Source organism: Chitinophaga sp. CC14 (assembly GCF_048957795.1).
GTDB lineage: Bacteria > Bacteroidota > Bacteroidia > Chitinophagales > Chitinophagaceae > Chitinophaga > Chitinophaga ginsengisegetis.
Genome location: NZ_JARBFY010000005.1, coordinates 1,667,907 through 1,685,970 on the forward strand (window position 1 = coordinate 1,667,907; position 18,064 = coordinate 1,685,970).

An 18,064-nucleotide genomic window follows, 5' to 3' on the forward strand; every position below is an offset into this window, starting at 1 on the left:
CCTAAACCCGGAAAAGATGCACCAGGAAGAACATTTAAAAAGCTCAGATTTTATTACAGATATGGTCATTGGCATGAGCGACGGACTCACCGTGCCCTTTGCCCTGGCCGCAGGACTCAGCGGCGCCGTGAGCAGCAATAACATCATCCTCACCGCCGGTATCGCCGAAATTGTAGCCGGCTGTATTGCCATGGGCCTCGGCGGCTACCTCGCCGGGAAAACAGAACTGGAACACTATGAAAGCGAATTAAGAAGAGAATATACAGAGGTGGAAACCGTACCCGACAAAGAAATGGAAGAAGTGAAAGAAGTGTTTGCGGAATATGGCCTCAGCCCGGAAGTACAACACCTCATTGCCACCGAGCTGTCGAAAGACAAAACCAAATGGGTGAACTTCATGATGAAATTTGAACTGGGACTGGAAGCGCCGAATCCAAACAGGGCACGGCAAAGCGCGCTCACCATCGGCGCCTCCTATTTTGTGGGCGGACTCCTGCCTTTATCGGCGTATCTTTTCACGGACACGCCTCAACGTGGTTTGGTAGGCTCCACCGCGCTCACCATCATCTGCCTGTTTGTATTCGGCTATTTTAAAAGTAAAGTAACCGGGCAACCACCCGTACAGGGCGCCCTGAAAGTAACCATGATAGGTGTGCTCGCTGCTGCTGCTGCTTTTGCCATCGCAAAACTGGTTTCCTGAAAAGGTGAACATATATGATACCCGGCTGTTTGTAATCAGGTCATTCGCATACGAGGAATATGAAGATATCGCCCAAAGCAAGAATATGGCTGAAAGTACTGGCAATCCTGCTCATCATCAGGATTGCCATAGGCGTGCTGCTATATTATCTTGTGGAACATAAGTTCGTAAACATCATACGGTACATTGTGAACAAGGAATCCGGTAACGCCTATACGTTTGATGCGGATGATATCGACTTCTCCCTCTTCAAAAGAAATATTGTAATCAGCGGTGCGCGGCTTACAGGGAAAGATACCATCAACGTAACCTCGCATTTCGATGTATCCATTCCCAGGGTTTATCTCTCCATACAATCCTGGCGGGCACTGATACTGCATAAAAAATTGCTGGTGGATAGTCTTTCCGTAATCAGCCCGGCACTCAGTATTCATGAACATGTGTCGCGCGGCCCACGCCAGGAAGGGTTCCAGCTCTCGTCTGTTGTACAGCACCTGGAACAAACCCTGCAATACGTAAACGCCCGCATCGTTCACCTGCAAAACGGTTCGCTGTTATACAGCAAGGTAAACGGTCCGCCGCCACTGCGTGTTGATCATTTCAATTTCTCTATCCTCAATTTTTCTAAAGTTACGCATTCGGATAACCACATCCTGGGATCAGATGATGTGGACTTCTCATTCGATCACCAACACTGGATCCTTCCGGACGGCAGGAATACCATCAGCTTCAAACGGCTGCACTTCTCCGGTAAAAAACAAATCTTTGAACTCGACTCTGCTACTATCTTCAGTGCCGCTACTGCCACAAAAGGAGAAATGTCGCTGCAGGCAGATAAGTTCTATTTCAGCGCCCGGCATCTCCCTGCTATTTATATGCGGGAAGAATTACTGATAGATACCCTCGTGTGTATCCGCCCGGTGCTGAAACTCCCCGGCAGAAAGGTGAGCGCCAAAGATAAAAAAGTGGCGCTGGACAGCCTGCCCAATACCCTGTTCAAAAAGATGAACTTTAAATACATCGAAGTAAAGGATGGTGAACTGTTACTCCGCGGCAATGTATCTACCGGCACTACCAAACGTACCAACCTGAATATCTATAACCTTACTATTGCACATGATACTACACCCGGTATCACCACCGACAGCATCGCACTGAACCTCGATAAAATAAAGTTCTATTCGCTCGATAGTATGTTCCAGCTTAGCGTGGACGAATTTATCCTGCAACAGAATGACGTCATCTTTAACAATGTGGAATACAGTCCCACGCCACAAAACCATTCCGGCAAAGGATTAACCTTCCGCGCACCATCCCTGCGGCTCAACAACGTAAGCCTGGAACACCTGCTGAGAAAGCGTTTGAAAGCCACCAGCGCCGTACTCTACCAACCCGGCATCACTTTTCTTACCAAAGCAAAACAACCCGTTAAAGGTAAAACACCAACAGACAGCACCGCTCTTAAAATGCCTGCCTTCTATCAAACCCTGCACGGGCTCAGTGAGCTGATACAGGTGAACACTTTCCGGATAGTAGATGGCAATGTTAACTTTACTTCCAACGGTAAATCAAAGGTGACGCTACTGGTAAAAAATCTGAACACCGATATCCTGCTGCACAACTTCCTGCTCAGCGATTCACTGGTAGATATTAAGCACGCCATGCCCAACCTGCGTATCCTGCAAATGAATGTGATATCCGACAAGGCCAATATTACGCTGGACAACTATAGTTTCGACGGTACCCACCGGCATAATAAAGCCACGAAACTAGCCGTATCACTCTCCAACGGTACCCGCATTGCCGCGCGGGATCTTTACTGGGAAGTGTTCGACTGGGACGTATACCAGCAAACAAAGGATATACAGGTAGATGTGTTAAGAATAGGCGCCCTCAATATACAGGCGCCGCACAATGGCGCAAAGAAAGAGGCTCCTGCAAAGAAGGACCTGCCAGTGATCCGCATCGCCCGCATGGACATCGGCAACATGCAATTTAACAGCGAAGGCGCCGGTGAACACAGCAGTTTTAATGCAGCTAAAATAGCTTTGAAAGATATACGCACGCGCCAACGCTTCTTTACCTGGGCATCTGTCACGGGGCAGCTTAACCGCATCAGCCATCATAATAAAAAGATGGATGTTTCCATTGGTGGCGTCCGGCTTAGCAGCAACGGCTATACGTACATTACCGATGCCGATGCCACGCTGCATAACGGTAACGGCCGTACTAAAATAACAGTCCCTTCCCTTGATATTCAAACCAATATTCATAGCACCGACTTCAGCAAGGTGGCTATCAGTAAACTGGCTACAGGCAATGCCGCGGTTACGCATACCAGCATCAAAGGACCCGATACTACCCGGTTGGAAACACAGGCCAGGCTCACGGGGAGTGAACTGGAATTAAATAGCGACGGCATGTTGCAATACGGTGATATGCACGTGCAGCTATCAGCACTTTCCTATAGCCATACCGGTACCACTGCCGCGGTTCCGCAACTATCCCTGCAACTTAATAAGGGGGCGTTGCATAAGGATAAGTCCGGCCATTTATCGCTCCATTCCGGTGTAGCCCTCGCATGGCAGGAGGCGCAATTTTCCCTGCACCATGCCGATACGCTGGAACTGGTATTACAAAAGTTGTCCGGGTTGTTTAAAGATGCGTCCTTCTCCTGGCACCAGGGGCATAAAATAAAATGGCAGTCATTTATCAACAATACCACTCTCAGCGACGGCAGATTACACTACCGCAATAAACAGATCCATGCCCACGCGGAAAGCTTTAAACTGGACCCAGCCACCCAAACATTTCATGTGAGCAACTTTGAAGTGGCGCCCAACCTCACGGCAGCAGAAACTTTCCGCGCCGCCCGCTGGCAGCGCGATTACATTACGGTGAAAGGAGATGCCTTACAGATCAGCGGTATCAATATGCATCACCAACCCGGCGACACCACCATTGCCATCCGGAAAATTACGGTGGAGAATACGCTGCTAACTACGGCCAGGGATAAACGGATTCCGTTTGAACACGGCATCGAAAAATGGATGCCTACAAAATTAATTTACACTATTCCATTTGCCTTACAGGTGGATTCTATCGTGGTAAAGCAATCCGCCGTAACGGTCAATGAATCGTCGAAGTCCACGCACAAGTGGTCGGCCGTACCCATTACAGATATTAACGCCCTGATCACACATTTCGGCAATACCTACGGTAACACCGACAGTCTCCTGGTGCAGGCCACCAGCCGGCTGCTGGGAAATCCCATCCGTTACTTTTCCTATCATGAATCTTATGGGGATTCCCTTTCTGGCTTCATGGCACAAAGCTATCTCGCCCCGATGGATCTGAAAGATTTTAATGCCGTAGCCATCCCCATGGCTGCCGTAAAAGTAAGACGCGGTTATGCAGATACGGTCTTCTCGCAATGGTCAGGAAATAAATACGCTACGCTGGGCACCATGAATTTTTACTATCACAACCTGAACGTACAGGTACTCAATAAAAAGGATTCCACGCGGCAGGGTTTCAAGGCTAACCTGGAAACCCTCCTGGCAAACGCTTTCCTGAGAAACCGCAATCAACGGCCCACCCTTATGTTCTTTGAGCGCGACCAGGAGAAGTTCATCTTCAACTATTGGGTAAAAGCAGAAACTTCCGGTATGGTAACAGCCGTAGGCGTTAAAAAAGACCGGAAGTACCTGAAGAAATATAATAAAGTAGCAAAGAAATATTCTTTACCAAAAAAGTAACTTATTCCCTGATAATGGCCAGGGCCCTGTCCAACAGCTCATCCCTGTTTTCACGTATACCCTTCACCGTTGGTTCCATCACAATGTCGGGAACAATGCCCACCTGCTGCGTTTCCCGGCCATCAGGATAGTACACGCCAATGCCGGTGATCAGCGTTTGTACGCCGCCGGGAAGTGTAAAATAAGAAACATTTCCGTCTGCCCCGGCGGTAGTGCTGCCCAGCACCACGGCGCGCGGCGCCAGCCGGAGCGCCATCGTAACAAACTCGGCGTTGCTTTGCGTGGTAGCATCTACCAGGATCACCACCTTGCCTTTGTAATAATCTTTGTTCTTTGTACCTGCCTTCATTTCGCCCGTCATGCCAAACAACCCCGGCTGCTGTATACTGCCAACAGTAAACTTCGCAAAGGGCATGGGCGAAGGCAACACATACTTCACGAGAGAATTCAACAGGTTGTCCGCAGGATAAGAACGCAGGTCTATGACCATTCCTTTGGTGTTTTTAAAAGCTTCGCTCACCGAGTCCATTTGTGTGTTCTTAAAATTACCCGGGTATACGTATCCTGCATCTTCCCCTATCATCTTCCAGGAAACGGATGGCCGTTCGCCCGGTATGATGGCCTGTTTATAAGTGGTGGTGGTTAACGTTACGCTGCTGACGTTACCCTCTCTTTCATACTCCAGTTGCAGGGTGCTATCCTTCGTTTGAAACAGGACCTGCTCAATCCTGTTTAATTGTGTGGCGTAATTGGAAGCAGAGGTAACAGGTAGTAATCTTTGTACTATAGCCGCCACCGGCTCTTTATTAATGGCGGTAATCACATCGCCGGTGCGTAGTCCATATTTTTCATCGCCCACTTTTACCAGCACGGCCTTATTTTCCACAAACCGCGCCCTCAGTGGCAACGTTCTGAATCTATCTGCACCGCGGATCACTACATTGGGTCCATACATACCGGCGTGCGAATCATGGATGCCAGCAATGAGCCGTAGCAGTGCAGTTTGATAGGACGCGGTATCTGCCGCGTTTACCATTGCCGGGATATATTCCGCCAGTTTATTATTCCAGCCTTCGGTGATCAGGTGCTTATAAGGGAAGTAGTATTGTATGATATTCCAGTAGCGGTATAATGCCAGTAGCCGGAAACCGGCATCAGGAAAGGGCATGGTGTTATAGCCCTGTTCATTTTTAAATGATGGATTTCCTGCGGGCGCCAGTTCGAGATAATAATTGAAATCCCCGCGGTTCATGGCCGCCACATTTTTCAGGGATGCAGATAACGCAGCACCCAGTGTTTTCTCATCTGAAAGCCAGTCGAGATCAGGAGTGAATTTAATAACCGTTTTAGCGGTGCGTGTATGCCGGACCTCTTTCGGTGTGGTAAGCTGGTTAATCCAGCGAAGCAACACCTCATTCCTGGCCGTTTCGCTGGCACTGTTCAGTATCGCCGGCAGGATCCGGAACAGTTCATAGTCCCAGTTATACTCCCCGGCCATTACTGCAGGATGATAATATTTCAGGAAGCCCCATACTTTTCCGAGAACTTCCAGGTGTGTTGTTTGTAAAGGTGTAAGACCGGAGATAGTTATACCGGAGCCTTTATCGAACGCGTGATCGCTGTCGGCCTTAAACACACGCAGTGGTGGCGCTTCTTTCAACGGTTTCCCATCAATCAGTATTTCCAGGTTATCGGCCCATACGTTGCCATTGCTATGGTTAATGGCGCCTGCATATACCGTACCACCACCGGGTGGCAGGGAAAGGGTAATGCTGTATTTTTTCCAGCCGGTGGTTCCCTGTAGCCGCTGCTTCTGCATATTGTCCATTTTGTATACGGCGCCAGATGTATTGTCTACCCTCATAAACAGGCCGGCATAGCCATCGGTCACTGAATCCAGTTTCAGGTAGCCATTGAGCAAAATGGTTTTCCCGGCGAAAGTAACCGGGATGCGCATTACGGTGCAACCAAAATCGTTACTGCCTCTTTTTTCAAATGGCGTAATACGCAATGCTCCATGTCCTTCATAACTGGTGCTGTCAACGGCCAGGCGGTAATTGGAGCCCCAGTCGATCCAGCCGGACGGCAGTCCGCCATCCGGTTTCTTACTTTCAAAACTTCCGTCGAAAGACGCGGGGAATTGGGCTGCAACAGGAAGAGATAAGGCACACGATAATAAAAGGGCCGGAAAGCGCATAAGGAAAAGGATTTTCTGTTTCAAATCTTACCTTAAAGTAACGGGTATTTTTGTACCCTAAAAGTTAAAGTGTGCACTTGATTATTTTAAGATTTTTTGATGTACTTTACCTTCTTTCATTTACAACTTTTTATCCGACATTTGTTACCCAATTTTGAATGAATATGAAAGTTTGCATTGCTGAAAAACCAAGCGTGGCAAGGGATATTGCAGAAGTGATCGGTGCGAAACAACGCAAAGATGGCTACTATGAGGGCAATGGCTACCAGGTAACCTGGACTTTCGGACATTTCTGTACCCTCAAGGAGCCGCACGATTATTACGAGCAATGGAAGTTCTGGCGGCTCGAAGATCTGCCGATGATTCCTCCCAGCTTCGGTATCAAACTGATTGAAAATTCAGGCGTACAGAAACAGTTTAAAATTATAGAAACCCTGGTACAGGCTTGTGAAGAAGTGATAAACTGCGGGGATGCCGGCCAGGAGGGGGAACTGATCCAGCGTTGGGTACTGCTGAAAGCCAAGTGCGCTGCACCCATTAAAAGGCTCTGGATTTCCTCACTAACGGTAGAGGCTATCCGCGATGGTTTTCAGAACCTGAAAGCTTCCGAACAATATAATAACCTGTATGCCGCAGGCAGCGCACGCGCTATCGGCGACTGGCTCCTGGGCATGAACGCCACCCGGCTGTTCACTAAGAAATTTGCGCAAGGCAAAGTGGTATTGTCTATCGGAAGGGTGCAAACACCTACCCTGGCGATGATTGTACAACGGCAAAAGGAAATCAATGCCTTTGTATCAGAAGATTACTGGGAACTGAAAACCATTTACCGGGAAACAGAATTCACTGCGGCCATCGACCGGCTGAAAACACCGGATAAGGCTGCCAAAGGGCTTGCCTACCTGCAGGAACATCCGTTTGAAGTAACTTCTTTTGAAAAGAAAGATGGTAAAGAAGGCAATCCGCGCCTGTTTGACCTCACCGCCCTGCAGGTGGAAGCCAATAAAAAATTCGGCTTCTCCGCAGACGATACGCTCAAATATATCCAGAACCTCTACGAGAAAAAGCTGACCACCTACCCCAGGGTAGATACCACTTACCTCTCGGAAGACCTGCACCCGAAAATTGCGGGCATCCTGCAGGATATGACACCCTACAGCGCGCTTACCGCCCCGCTGCTGGCCGCGCCGATCCCTAAGCTGAAAACCGTTTTCGACGATAAAAAAGTAACCGATCACCATGCCATCATCCCTACCGGTCAGCATCCCGGTGGTCTTCCCCTGGAAGAAAAACGGATCTACGACCTGGTAGCCCGCCGCTTTATCGCCGCTTTCTACCCGGAATGTAAGATCTCCAATACCACCGTACTTGGTAAAGTAGGACAAGTGCCTTTCAAAGTAACCGGTAAACAGATCATAGAACCCGGCTGGAAAGAAGTATATGCCAACGATGTAAAAGAGAAAAAGGAAGGGGAAGAAGAAGAAAAAATACTTCCTCACTTTGAAGTGGGTGAAAGCGGGCCACATACCCCGCGCATCCACCAGGGCAAAACTTCTCCGCCCAAAGCCTTTACAGAAGCTACTTTGCTGAGGGCAATGGAAACCGCCGGCAAGCAGGTAGATGATGAGGAAATGAGGGAACTGCTGAAAGACAATGGTATCGGCCGGCCTTCTACCCGCGCCAACATTATCGAAACACTGTTCCGCAGAAAATATATCGAGAAGAAAAAGAAGAATATCTATGCCACCCAAACCGGCATAGATCTCATTGACACTATACAGACAGAATTGCTGAAAAGCGCTGAACTAACCGGTCAGTGGGAGCGTAAACTACGCCTCATAGAAAAAGGCGAGTATGCTATGGATACCTTCAAAGATGAACTGATCCAGATGGTGGTTGATCTTACCAAAGAAGTAAAAACCGCCAGCTACAAGTTCATCACCATTGCCCCCGATCCGCCCCCCGTGCCGGAAGAAAAAGAGAAGCCTAAAAAAGAACCTAAGCCCAAAAAGGTAGTGGTGATAGAAGAAATGCAATGCCCGAAATGCAAAACGCATCCGCTTAAAAAAGGTAACACTGCCTATGGCTGCGCCAATTTTAAGGAATGCGGTTTCAAACTTCCTTTTGAAATACTGGGTAAAAAGTTAACAGAAAAACATATCACTGATCTGCTGACCAAAGGCAAAACCGCTAAAATAAAAGGGCTCAAAGTTCCCGGCAGTGAAGAAGCGCGTGAAGGGAAACTGGAGCTGGGACCGGATTTTAATATCAGCATGTCTTAGTGCGGAGGACATCGCCTTCGGCGATGGTAAATTGTCCTGGAGCAGGATTAGACTGATTATGTTGATTACATTGATTTGATTGCGTTTTGATTTTCCGTGATTTTTATAAAAAAGATTAAGGTTAAACCGCAAATCAATAGGTCTTTCATTGCTTGTCTATATTTTTTAAGAATTTGTAATCCACGTAGAATGTACCAAACGGAATAAGGCTGGAAGCTAATATCATTCCTGTAGTCTTAGCTTTCCATTTTTGTTCGATGCCGGCACTGAATGTATTTAACAGGAACAATAAAAACAATGCTCCGTGTATCGGTCCCATCATTTTGGTTAAAGATTCATCATTATACCAATACTTCATCGGTACAGCAATAAATACTAAAACAATCAATGAAATTCCTTCCAGAAAGCCTATGATTCTTAGTCTTCCTATTTTTGTTTTTAAGAGTTTTAAAATCATTAGTATAAATTTTGAATGTTAATATTTTTTGATACTAACCAATCGGTTTTGATGAGTGTATTTACAATCAGTTTTACAAACAGATAATACTGCCAATATTCAGATTGTTAAATTCATCCAATCCTTTGTATTCCTTTGCCATTACAGAATGTCCATCTGCCAAGGATTTTGCTATTATTTTCTTACCAACTGCTCCGTTGGCTCCGGCTATAAATATGTTCATGACTATCTGAAATAAGGTCTGTTTGCTAATGGTGAAAATGGCCAGGGAATGGCTATGAATATGAGAGCTAATGCAACTGTAAACCAAATCAGCATTGTTTTAAATTTTGCCGTATCGGTTTCCTTTCGTTTGGCAGAAGCAGCGCCGATAGTAATGAGTACAATGGAAATCAACATCAGTGAACTATGTATCAGTCCGAAAAAAAACATATTAAAATCCAGAACGGCTGTTTTGAAATTGGCAAGAAAGTATTGAACCAGTGGGCTTTGAAAATAGAGAATCATACCAATCATCAGTTGGATGTGGGAAATGGTTGCCGTCCAATGCCGTACTGCATTATCGGTTTTGGAAAATTCCGATTTAGAAAAATAACCTTTATAAGCCCTATAAAGAGCTAATAACAAACTGGCTAATACAAGCCATCGCATAGAATTGTGGCAAAATATGAGTGTTTGATACATTGCATTTAATTAAAAGATACCGTTTAGTATGTTTTTAGGCAAAAAAAAAAATATTTTAGTTATAACTTTTATTGGAAAATAAATTCATCTTTATGCAGGTTATCCTGCATCCCGTTTTCAGTTTCTTAAAAATTCTCTTCATCTACAATAACTACGCAAGAACTTTTCAGTAAAAACTGATGTTAATATTCATCATCATAGAAATTCTCCTGTACAATTACTTCATTCCCGTTATTCCAAAGGAAATCAGCTATGTTGTAAAGCAACTCTTCTTATCGTTTATTTTCTACTATCAGGTATCTTCCATTCATAATGAGTTGTTCTATAAAAATATTTATAGGGCAATTATCCCCATCCAAATCGAATCATCGATTGCAAAGGTAAATAAAAAAACATACTAAATAGTATGTTTTAGATGTAAATAATTTTTTTACTGTATTTAATTCAAATAAAAATTATTAAAACAAGACAATTAAACAATCTCATTCGACTTAATCCTCCATCCTTTAGCTCTTTCTTTTTCTTTCCAGAAATCGGCATAACGTCCTCCCTTAGCTAACAAATCATGATGTCTGCCACGTTCTGTTATTGTGCTATTACCAAGCACCAGTATCTGGTCTGATGCCATAATAGTTTGCAGGCGATGTGCCACAATAATCAAGGTGCGGTTGGCACTTAATGCACTTAGTGCTTCCTGAACCAATGCTTCGTTTTCTGCATCCAAAGCAGACGTTGCTTCGTCCAGGAGAATAATAGGGGCATCTTTTAAGATAGCTCTGGCAATAGAAACCCGCTGACGTTCGCCACCAGAAAGTAAGCTCCCTGCTTCTCCTACCTGTGTTGCTAATCCATCAGGAAGCCGTTCTATGATTTCATCAACCCTTGCCGCACGTATCGCATCATCAAATTCTTCTTTTGTGGCATGGGGTTTAGCCATCCGAATATTTTCTTCAATAGTTCCGGTAAATAAGTACACATCCTGAAAAACAAATGAAATCTGTGCCATTAAATCCTTTCCTGAAAGTGATTTTACATTACTGCCCCCAATCATTACCTCTCCGGAGTTAACATCCCAAAATCTCCCGATCAATCTTGTAATGGTAGTTTTACCCGATCCTGATGCTCCTACTAAAGCGGTTATTGTATTGGGCTGAACTTTAAAATTAATATCCTGTAGTACTGTTCTGTTGTTCTCATAACCAAACGATACATTTCTAAATTCAATGGATGCATCATTTGCTTTCACGGGTAATGCAGCTTCGGGCAATCCGGGCGTTCCCATCAATTTTTCCATACGCTCTAAAAGGTTACGAGCTACACGGGCTGCAACCCCCAATCCTCCTGCTTCTGAAAGTGGCTGCGCAAACCGTGTAACCAGAATTAGCAATGCAATCAATTCAGGAGCATCAATATTAGCACCCAATGCCCGGTAAGTTCCCACAAAAAGAACGATGGTAAATGCAGCTTGTATGACGATTAAAAATAACGTTTGCCCTAATGAACCCATAGCCAGACTTTTCCTGGTGGCATTTCTGCTTTGTAGTATTGCATCATCCAAAAGCTGTATACTGTTGTTTGTTCTGTTAAACGCTCTTAGTATAGGTTGGGTCTGTGCAAATTCAACAATACGATTAGACATATTCACGGAAGCTGAATACCACTGATCGTCAAAACGGTGCGTAATTTTCTCGGCAATGTAATAAGCTGCAATGATAAACGGAACCGTTGCCGCTACTGCTAAAGCCAGCTTCCAGTCGAAAATGGCTATCGTTATTACAACTACTGAAGGTGTCACAAAGGCATCCATTAATGGCTTTAGCAGATTTGTTGAAACGGCCATCACGTTAAGCACACCATCGCTCGTTAGTTTGGCAACTTGCCCTACCTGACCTCCGGAAAACCATCCGAGCGGAAGAATGGAAATATGATCTCCTAATCTTCGCCATAATACACTACATAAATCAGTAGATAATTTTAACCCTGCTATTCTAGTCCAATAGGATAAGGCAGAATAAACAATCATTATAGCCAGCTCCACCAATACCCAGGTCCATACGTTTTCTAAATCGTCTACTAAGAGACTACGCAATAGCGGTACTAAAACTGCGAATGCCAAACCTTGTAAAATACCACATATAAAATGTGTAAAAATCAATAACCGGAATTTATGGGCATCGGTGTCTAATATTCTTAAAATCTTGCGAAACATACTGATTAATTGACAGGGTTACTGATTGGTGAATTATTTGCACTGTTTTCTGATACTACTGTTTCCGGAAACCACATGGTTGAACGCTCATGTCTTTCCCAAAGACTGGCATACTTTCTATTGTTATTCAATAACTGATTATGTGTTCCCTGTTCTATAATTCTTCCTTTATCGAGTACAATAATATTATCTGCATACTGTATGGTAGAGAGCCTGTGTGCTATTACCAATAATGTACGACCCATAGTAAGATTAGAGAGTGCATCCTGAATTAAGGCTTCTGATTCAGGATCGGCAAAAGCGGTAGCTTCGTCCATTACCAATATGGGTGTATCAGCCAATAAAGCCCGGGCGATGGATAAACGCTGCGCCTCTCCACCTGAAAATAATGCATCTTCATATACAACGCTATCGTAGCCACGAGGTAATTCCATAATTCTATCATGAATTTTAGCCGCTTTGGCCGCAACTACAATTTCATCCTGATGGGCATCCGGTCTGGCGAGAGCGATGTTCTCCCGTACACTCGTTCTGAGCATTTGCACTTCCTGAAATACAAAACTGATATGCTGATACAATTCTGTAGTAGGCAAGTATTTTATATTAACTCCACCCAACAAAATTTCACCCTCTGAGATATCCCAGAATCGGGGAATCAATTTAGCGATGGTCGATTTACCGGATCCTGACCTGCCCACCAAAGCCGTGGTAGTTCCCGGTTTCAGTGTAATGTTTATGTCATCAAGCACGTTGGTTTTTTGGTCATAACTAAATGAAACATGCTGTAGTTCCAGATCGGGACTATTTAGTTTTTTCCCCGCAACAGCTTCTTCCAAAACAGGTGTGGCCAATAGTTCTTTCACCCTGGTAGCTGCTACTCCTGCTTCCTGTAATGCCCTTCCTCCATATACTGCCGCCAATAATGGCGCTGTAATTCCTAAGCCGAGTAAGGTAAATGGAACGATAACAAAAGAAGATACCCAACCCATCTGAACGGCAAAAATGGTTGCCGTCGAAATAGCAACCAGTGATGTTATGTGGGTAAGGAATAACTCCGCAATAGATGAAGTATGTAATGCTCCTTTCATCATATCCCACATAACCTTTAGAAATCTATCTCCTGCTTCAAAAAAACGACTGTATGTCTTTCCCGTTTGCCCGAATGTTTTCACCACACTTATTCCCTGTACAAACTCAATCGCCGCTCCATTGATTTTCCCCATCGATTCGGTATAGGTATCCATCAGCTTCAATCCTTTTTTCAATTGGCGGGTATACATGTATATACCTATAATGATAGGAATAAGAGCAACCAGTGCCATGATCCAGCTAATGCTAAATAAGTAGATGATTGTAATTAAGGGAAGCAGCACTGCAGTAAGCAATTCCAAAGCTGCATGAGCGATCAGATTATGCATATTCATGACATCATCCGCCATTGCTTTCTTTACATCTCCGGCACTGCGATTGGTAAACCACCCTAAAGGAACTTTGACCAGGTGTCTGGCCATTCTTTTTCGGATATAAAATTGAAAATCATTGTCTGCATTGTGCGAAATGAAATAAGCCGTATAAGTGGTGGCCATTCGAACAAGCAATGCGAAAAACGCAATCCAACAGGCTCGCCATGCCGCATCTGCATCTATAGCTTTTTGTTCTTCCAATAATACTTTCGCCAGGTCTACAACGGCAATGAATGGCACAATGGAGGCAACAGCTGAAATTGCCTGTAAAACAATGGCGATAATCATAGGACGCTTTACCGGTTCTATTAATTCTTCGAAGTCTTTCAGTGATAGAAATTTGCTTTTTTTTCCTTCAGGAAGCTTTATGTTTAACGACTCCATTTAGTTTGACTTTAATTCATTGCAAAGGAACAATGAACGCATGGTTCAAACAATGGAAGGAAGATTGTAAGTATTGGATTAATCGTGGTTTTTGCTTCGGAAAGCTAAAGCTGACATTCCTGTCAATTTGGAAAACAGTCGGGAGAAGTAGGCATAATCTTCATACCCCAGTTCCATAGCAATCTCTTTTACGGACTTGTTCGTGTGATAAAGCAAACGTTTTGCTTCTAAAACAATCCTTTGTTGAATGTGGTGCGAAACAGGATACCCTGATACATTTTTTACGCACTCATTCAGATAGGATACAGATATGCTCAACCTATCTGCGTAGTCTGAAGGTCGTTTTATAGTCGAAAAATTTCGCTCCAATAATACCTTAAAGCCTTTGAAAATTACTTCAAATCTCGAAAGAACATCCGATGATTGGGATTGGATTAAATACTGTGAGGCAATAAGAGCAACCAAAGTATTACAACTATCTTTCAATAAGAAATGATACAGTTTTTCATTTTCTCTTTTATAGAATTTTAAACTGAGTGATACGGTTTCCGACAGGATAGAAAAGGTTTCTTTGCTTAGGGTTAAAGGTTTTGCCGGTGAAAGATCTTCTAAGATGTTTAAATATTCAGGATTTAAGTTTTCATTGTTGATGAGTAAGGCTGTAAATATTACATTATCTATTGCTAATCCTTTGTGCACCTGATAAGGTTGTATATACATCAGGGAAGGTGCTTTTAACCGATGTTTCTGGAAATCAATTTCAAGTGATACTGTTCCCTCCTCCAATAAAAAGAATACATGGTAGTTGTCCCGATGTGTCTGCCTGATGTATTCATCCGACATAAAAACTCCCAATGGTACTTGTATAAGAGCGATACCCTTACCCAATTCTTTGGTTAGTGATCTCAACGGAATCGTTTTCTGATTTTTGGACATTGCACTTTTTATATCAGGATTATTTTAGTGTATTCAAATAGCTTTTAAGTTCTTTCAAATAGGGTAAATACACTTTTTTATTATTCTCTAATTTCCCGAAATTGCGAATCCCCCAATAACCGGACATAACAAAAAAGGTTACTTGTCTTGCATTGACATCTTTACGGATATGCCCTAACTTTTTTCCATTTTCAATAACAGCTGTCATTATCTTTACCCATTCCTGTATTATTTCGTTCAAAGCATTGCTAAAGTCTTCGTTCCAGGGCGTCATCTCCTGTGTGAAGTTGGCCGCAGGACAACCGTATTCTACTTTCAGAAAATCGTTTTCAATCAGCAAATGATGCATCAGATTGTAAATAGCATCCAGTGGGTTTCCAGCGTTTTGCAAAGGTTCAATAAAATCTTTTATTAATGCAGGCATCATTAGCTCATTGATGATAGCTAATCCCATTTCATCTTTGTTTTTGAAATGGTAATAAAAAGCTCCTTTGGTTACCTGTGTGGTAGCCAATATATCGTCAATACTGGCATTCTGATACCCTCTGGCATAAATCAAATCAAAGGATTTTTGTAGAATGTTCAGGCGCGTAGCTTCTGCTTTTTTCATATAAGATACTATCCGGTATTTTTAGTAAAGATGGTCCTTCACAATCTTCCTCATCAAAAATCCATTTCACATCTTAAAATGTACATGAGGAATAGAAATCATAGTAATTGAACCTATTAATCGCACCTATGCTATTTTTTTTAATGCTAACCCAAATCTTTTATTTATCCGTGCAAATATACAAAATAACATACTATACGGTATGTTATCTTTATTTATTATCAATCTTTTTATTAAATAAATACCTGTATCGAAGTGTGTGTTTTCAAGCCCCAAACCTATCAAACACCGGGTTCCAAACTAAGACTGCTATTTTATAGAACATTGTATGGTAACAGGTTTAACCGTTTTGCTTATTTTTACTTTTCACTAATTTTTTTTAAAAAGATGAGGGAAGCCAGAAGCGGATATATTCGCTTTTAGCTTCCCTCATCTTTAAAATCACAACCTGATAAAATCAGTGTAATCAACATAACCAGGCTAATCCTGAAAAAGACAATCGCCGAAGGCGATCACTCCACTACGCAATCGCGGTTCCAACGGTTACTTCTTTCCACTGTTCCAGGTCGGCTTCCAACATGGCTATTTTCTGATAAGCGAGGTTGTAGGCATCTTCACCGAGGAAGAGGTGCAGCGGTGCATTTTCCATATCGGCTATATCGATGATGGCGGCTACTGCTTTTTCAGGATCTCCAGGCTGGTTGCCGTTGATCTCCTCCTGATGCGCATGTTGGGTGGCGCGAACAGCCTCATAAGCGGCCAATGGGTTGGCAGGCACGCCCAGGGAGCCGGAAGTGAGGAAATCGGTTCTGAAATAACCGGGAGAAACGATGGTAACGGAGATACCAAAAGGTTTTACCTCTGCGGCGAGCGACTCTGACAAGCCGTCTACTGCAAACTTGGTAGCGCAATAGATCCCGAAGCCGGGGAAGCCACCGGTAAAGCCGGCAATAGAGGAAATATTGAAAATCTGTCCCGATTGCTGCGCTCTCATCTGCGGCAGGATATTGCGGGTTACATTCAGCAGGCCGAATACATTCACATCAAAATTGCTTCTTGATTCCGCATCCGACAGTTCTTCAATGCTGCCTACCTGTCCGTATCCGGCGTTGTTTACCAGCACATCGATACGGCCAAAGCGGCTGATTGTTTCTTTTACCGCTGCCTGTATGCTGTTTTCATTTTTAAGGTCAACGGCCAGCGGCAGGAAATCCTCGTCCGTTGCAATTTTGCGCAGGTCGTCGATGCTACGTGAGGTGGCTGCTACTTTATATCCTTTACCTAATAATTGTTTTACAAGGGAGCGGCCTAATCCTTTGGAGGCGCCGGTTACAAACCATACTTTTTTGTTGTCCATGATCTTGTGTTTTTTATTAACACAAAAGTAGATCAGGGAGCGTTGCCACCTGTTACGTTATTCAAACCAATGATTGCAAAATTCAAACAACGCGGAAAGCGCCGGGGGTGATGCTGGTTTGTTTTTTAAAAAAGTTACTGAAGTGGGCGGGCTCTTCAAATCCGAGGGCATAACTGATTTCTGCCACGTTCCAGCTGGTGTGCTTTAATAAAGCCTTTGCCTCGGCGGTTAAGCGTTCTGCAATGTGTGCTGTGGTGGTTTTACCGGTGGTTTCGCGGATGGCCCGGTTCAGGTGGTTTACGTGTACGGACAACTGCTTTGCAAAGTCGTTGGCCGAACGCAATGCAAACCGCTGTGCCGGCGATTCAATGGGGAATTGCCGTTCCAGCAGGTCGGTAAATACCGCAGTGATACGCGACTTCGCATCGGCGTGCTGGTACAGGGTTTCGGAGGGTTGCATCTTTAATGCGTAATGGATGATTTCTGTGAGGTAACTGCGCAGCAGATCGTATTTATAGACATAGTCCGTATTAATTTCTGTGAGCATCTTTTTAAAGATCTCTGATACTTCTTTGTCCTGGGCCTTTGTGAGTATATAGGAGGGAATGCCGCCCGGCATCATCATGGGCAGATCGTGGATATTACCACGGGTGGCGCCGGTAAAAAAGGACTCCCTGAATATGCAGAAATAGCCACTATTGTCGGTGGAGCGGGGCTCCCAGCCATAAGGGACCAGCGGATTGAAGAAAATCAGGGTACTGCCTTTTACCTCAATGGTTTTATCGGCATAGTGATAGAGATTGGTTCCCCTTAGCAGGCTTACTTTGTAAAAATCGCGGCGGCTGTACTTCACCGTTGAAGCGCCGTCTACAATACAGTCTTCCAGCCGGAACACATTAAAATGTCCGATATCCTGCTGTAACTTATCAGGTACTGCCTGGAACTTATGTTCGTAAAACTCCCGGAGTGTTTCTGTTTTGTTCATCTTACAAAATTACAAAATTCACACTATGATTGATGTGATGAT

Annotated in this window: 13 protein-coding genes; 3 read left to right on the plus strand and 10 right to left on the minus strand. The window is 44.1% G+C overall.

The window, feature by feature from the left end; genetic code table 11:
- Nucleotides 1-16 precede the first annotated feature (16 nt).
- Both PV783_RS26185 and PV783_RS26190 read left to right on the plus strand, forming a co-directional pair.
- On the plus strand, nucleotides 17-700 hold the full coding sequence (locus PV783_RS26185; RefSeq protein WP_420990211.1) for a VIT1/CCC1 transporter family protein: 684 nt from the start codon (nucleotides 17-19) through the stop codon (nucleotides 698-700).
- 59 nt (nucleotides 701-759) lie between these two features.
- The gene (locus PV783_RS26190) at nucleotides 760-4,458 is read left to right on the plus strand and encodes a hypothetical protein (protein WP_420990212.1); all 3,699 of its coding nucleotides are present in this window, start codon (nucleotides 760-762) and stop codon (nucleotides 4,456-4,458) included.
- A gap of 1 nt (nucleotide 4,459) precedes the next feature.
- On the opposite strand, the gene PV783_RS26195 is transcribed toward PV783_RS26190, so the two are convergent.
- Nucleotides 4,460-6,655: a S41 family peptidase gene (locus PV783_RS26195; protein WP_420990213.1), complete on the minus strand. Its 2,196-nt coding sequence runs from the start codon at nucleotides 6,653-6,655 to the stop codon at nucleotides 4,460-4,462.
- A gap of 164 nt (nucleotides 6,656-6,819) precedes the next feature.
- Between PV783_RS26195 and PV783_RS26200 the strand changes: the two genes are divergently transcribed.
- Nucleotides 6,820-8,937: a DNA topoisomerase 3 gene (locus PV783_RS26200; protein ID WP_420990214.1), complete on the plus strand. Its 2,118-nt coding sequence runs from the start codon at nucleotides 6,820-6,822 to the stop codon at nucleotides 8,935-8,937.
- Between the two features lie 145 nt (nucleotides 8,938-9,082).
- Here the strand turns inward: PV783_RS26200 and PV783_RS26205 are convergent, their stop codons facing one another.
- The 9 genes from PV783_RS26205 to PV783_RS26245 all read right to left on the minus strand — a co-directional run bounded on the left by PV783_RS26205 (nucleotide 9,083) and on the right by PV783_RS26245 (nucleotide 18,022).
- Nucleotides 9,083-9,394: a DUF3817 domain-containing protein gene (locus tag PV783_RS26205; RefSeq protein WP_420990215.1), complete on the minus strand. Its 312-nt coding sequence runs from the start codon at nucleotides 9,392-9,394 to the stop codon at nucleotides 9,083-9,085.
- Between the two features lie 73 nt (nucleotides 9,395-9,467).
- Nucleotides 9,468-9,617 carry a hypothetical protein gene (locus PV783_RS26210; protein WP_420990216.1) on the minus strand — a complete coding sequence of 50 codons (150 nt, stop codon included), beginning with the start codon at nucleotides 9,615-9,617 and terminating at the stop codon, nucleotides 9,468-9,470.
- Between the two features lie 2 nt (nucleotides 9,618-9,619).
- A complete protein-coding gene (locus PV783_RS26215; RefSeq protein WP_420990217.1) occupies nucleotides 9,620-10,078 on the minus strand; it encodes a hypothetical protein in 459 nt (152 codons plus the stop codon).
- A 472-nt stretch (nucleotides 10,079-10,550) separates the two neighbouring features.
- Nucleotides 10,551-12,287, minus strand: a complete 1,737-nt coding sequence (locus tag PV783_RS26220; RefSeq protein ID WP_420990218.1) for an ABC transporter ATP-binding protein — start codon at nucleotides 12,285-12,287, stop codon at nucleotides 10,551-10,553.
- 5 nt (nucleotides 12,288-12,292) lie between these two features.
- Nucleotides 12,293-14,134 (minus strand): ABC transporter ATP-binding protein, encoded by a 1,842-nt coding sequence (locus PV783_RS26225; RefSeq protein ID WP_420990219.1) that lies wholly within the window; start codon nucleotides 14,132-14,134, stop codon nucleotides 12,293-12,295.
- A gap of 78 nt (nucleotides 14,135-14,212) precedes the next feature.
- A complete protein-coding gene (locus tag PV783_RS26230; RefSeq protein ID WP_420990220.1) occupies nucleotides 14,213-15,070 on the minus strand; it encodes an AraC family transcriptional regulator in 858 nt (285 codons plus the stop codon).
- Nucleotides 15,071-15,089: 19 nt separating this feature from the next.
- Nucleotides 15,090-15,680: a TetR/AcrR family transcriptional regulator gene (locus tag PV783_RS26235; RefSeq protein WP_420990221.1), complete on the minus strand. Its 591-nt coding sequence runs from the start codon at nucleotides 15,678-15,680 to the stop codon at nucleotides 15,090-15,092.
- Nucleotides 15,681-16,200: 520 nt separating this feature from the next.
- On the minus strand, nucleotides 16,201-17,037 hold the full coding sequence (locus tag PV783_RS26240) for an oxidoreductase (protein ID WP_420990222.1): 837 nt from the start codon (nucleotides 17,035-17,037) through the stop codon (nucleotides 16,201-16,203).
- Between the two features lie 82 nt (nucleotides 17,038-17,119).
- A complete protein-coding gene (locus PV783_RS26245; RefSeq protein ID WP_079470208.1) occupies nucleotides 17,120-18,022 on the minus strand; it encodes an AraC family transcriptional regulator in 903 nt (300 codons plus the stop codon).
- Nucleotides 18,023-18,064: the final 42 nt, after the last annotated feature.

Excerpts from the sequence above, each read along its gene's own strand:
- PV783_RS26185 (WP_420990211.1), top strand. The coding sequence starts at position 17 with ATGCACCAGGAAGAACATTTAAAAAGCTCAGATTTTATTACAGATATG.
- PV783_RS26190 (WP_420990212.1), top strand. The coding sequence starts at position 760 with ATGAAGATATCGCCCAAAGCAAGAATATGGCTGAAAGTACTGGCAATC.
- PV783_RS26195 (WP_420990213.1), bottom strand. The coding sequence starts at position 6,655 with ATGCGCTTTCCGGCCCTTTTATTATCGTGTGCCTTATCTCTTCCTGTT.
- PV783_RS26200 (WP_420990214.1), top strand. The coding sequence starts at position 6,820 with ATGAAAGTTTGCATTGCTGAAAAACCAAGCGTGGCAAGGGATATTGCA.
- PV783_RS26205 (WP_420990215.1), bottom strand. The coding sequence starts at position 9,394 with ATGATTTTAAAACTCTTAAAAACAAAAATAGGAAGACTAAGAATCATA.
- PV783_RS26210 (WP_420990216.1), bottom strand. The coding sequence starts at position 9,617 with ATGAACATATTTATAGCCGGAGCCAACGGAGCAGTTGGTAAGAAAATA.
- PV783_RS26215 (WP_420990217.1), bottom strand. The coding sequence starts at position 10,078 with ATGTATCAAACACTCATATTTTGCCACAATTCTATGCGATGGCTTGTA.
- PV783_RS26220 (WP_420990218.1), bottom strand. The coding sequence starts at position 12,287 with ATGTTTCGCAAGATTTTAAGAATATTAGACACCGATGCCCATAAATTC.
- PV783_RS26225 (WP_420990219.1), bottom strand. The coding sequence starts at position 14,134 with ATGGAGTCGTTAAACATAAAGCTTCCTGAAGGAAAAAAAAGCAAATTT.
- PV783_RS26230 (WP_420990220.1), bottom strand. The coding sequence starts at position 15,070 with ATGTCCAAAAATCAGAAAACGATTCCGTTGAGATCACTAACCAAAGAA.
- PV783_RS26235 (WP_420990221.1), bottom strand. The coding sequence starts at position 15,680 with ATGAAAAAAGCAGAAGCTACGCGCCTGAACATTCTACAAAAATCCTTT.
- PV783_RS26240 (WP_420990222.1), bottom strand. The coding sequence starts at position 17,037 with ATGGACAACAAAAAAGTATGGTTTGTAACCGGCGCCTCCAAAGGATTA.
- PV783_RS26245 (WP_079470208.1), bottom strand. The coding sequence starts at position 18,022 with ATGAACAAAACAGAAACACTCCGGGAGTTTTACGAACATAAGTTCCAG.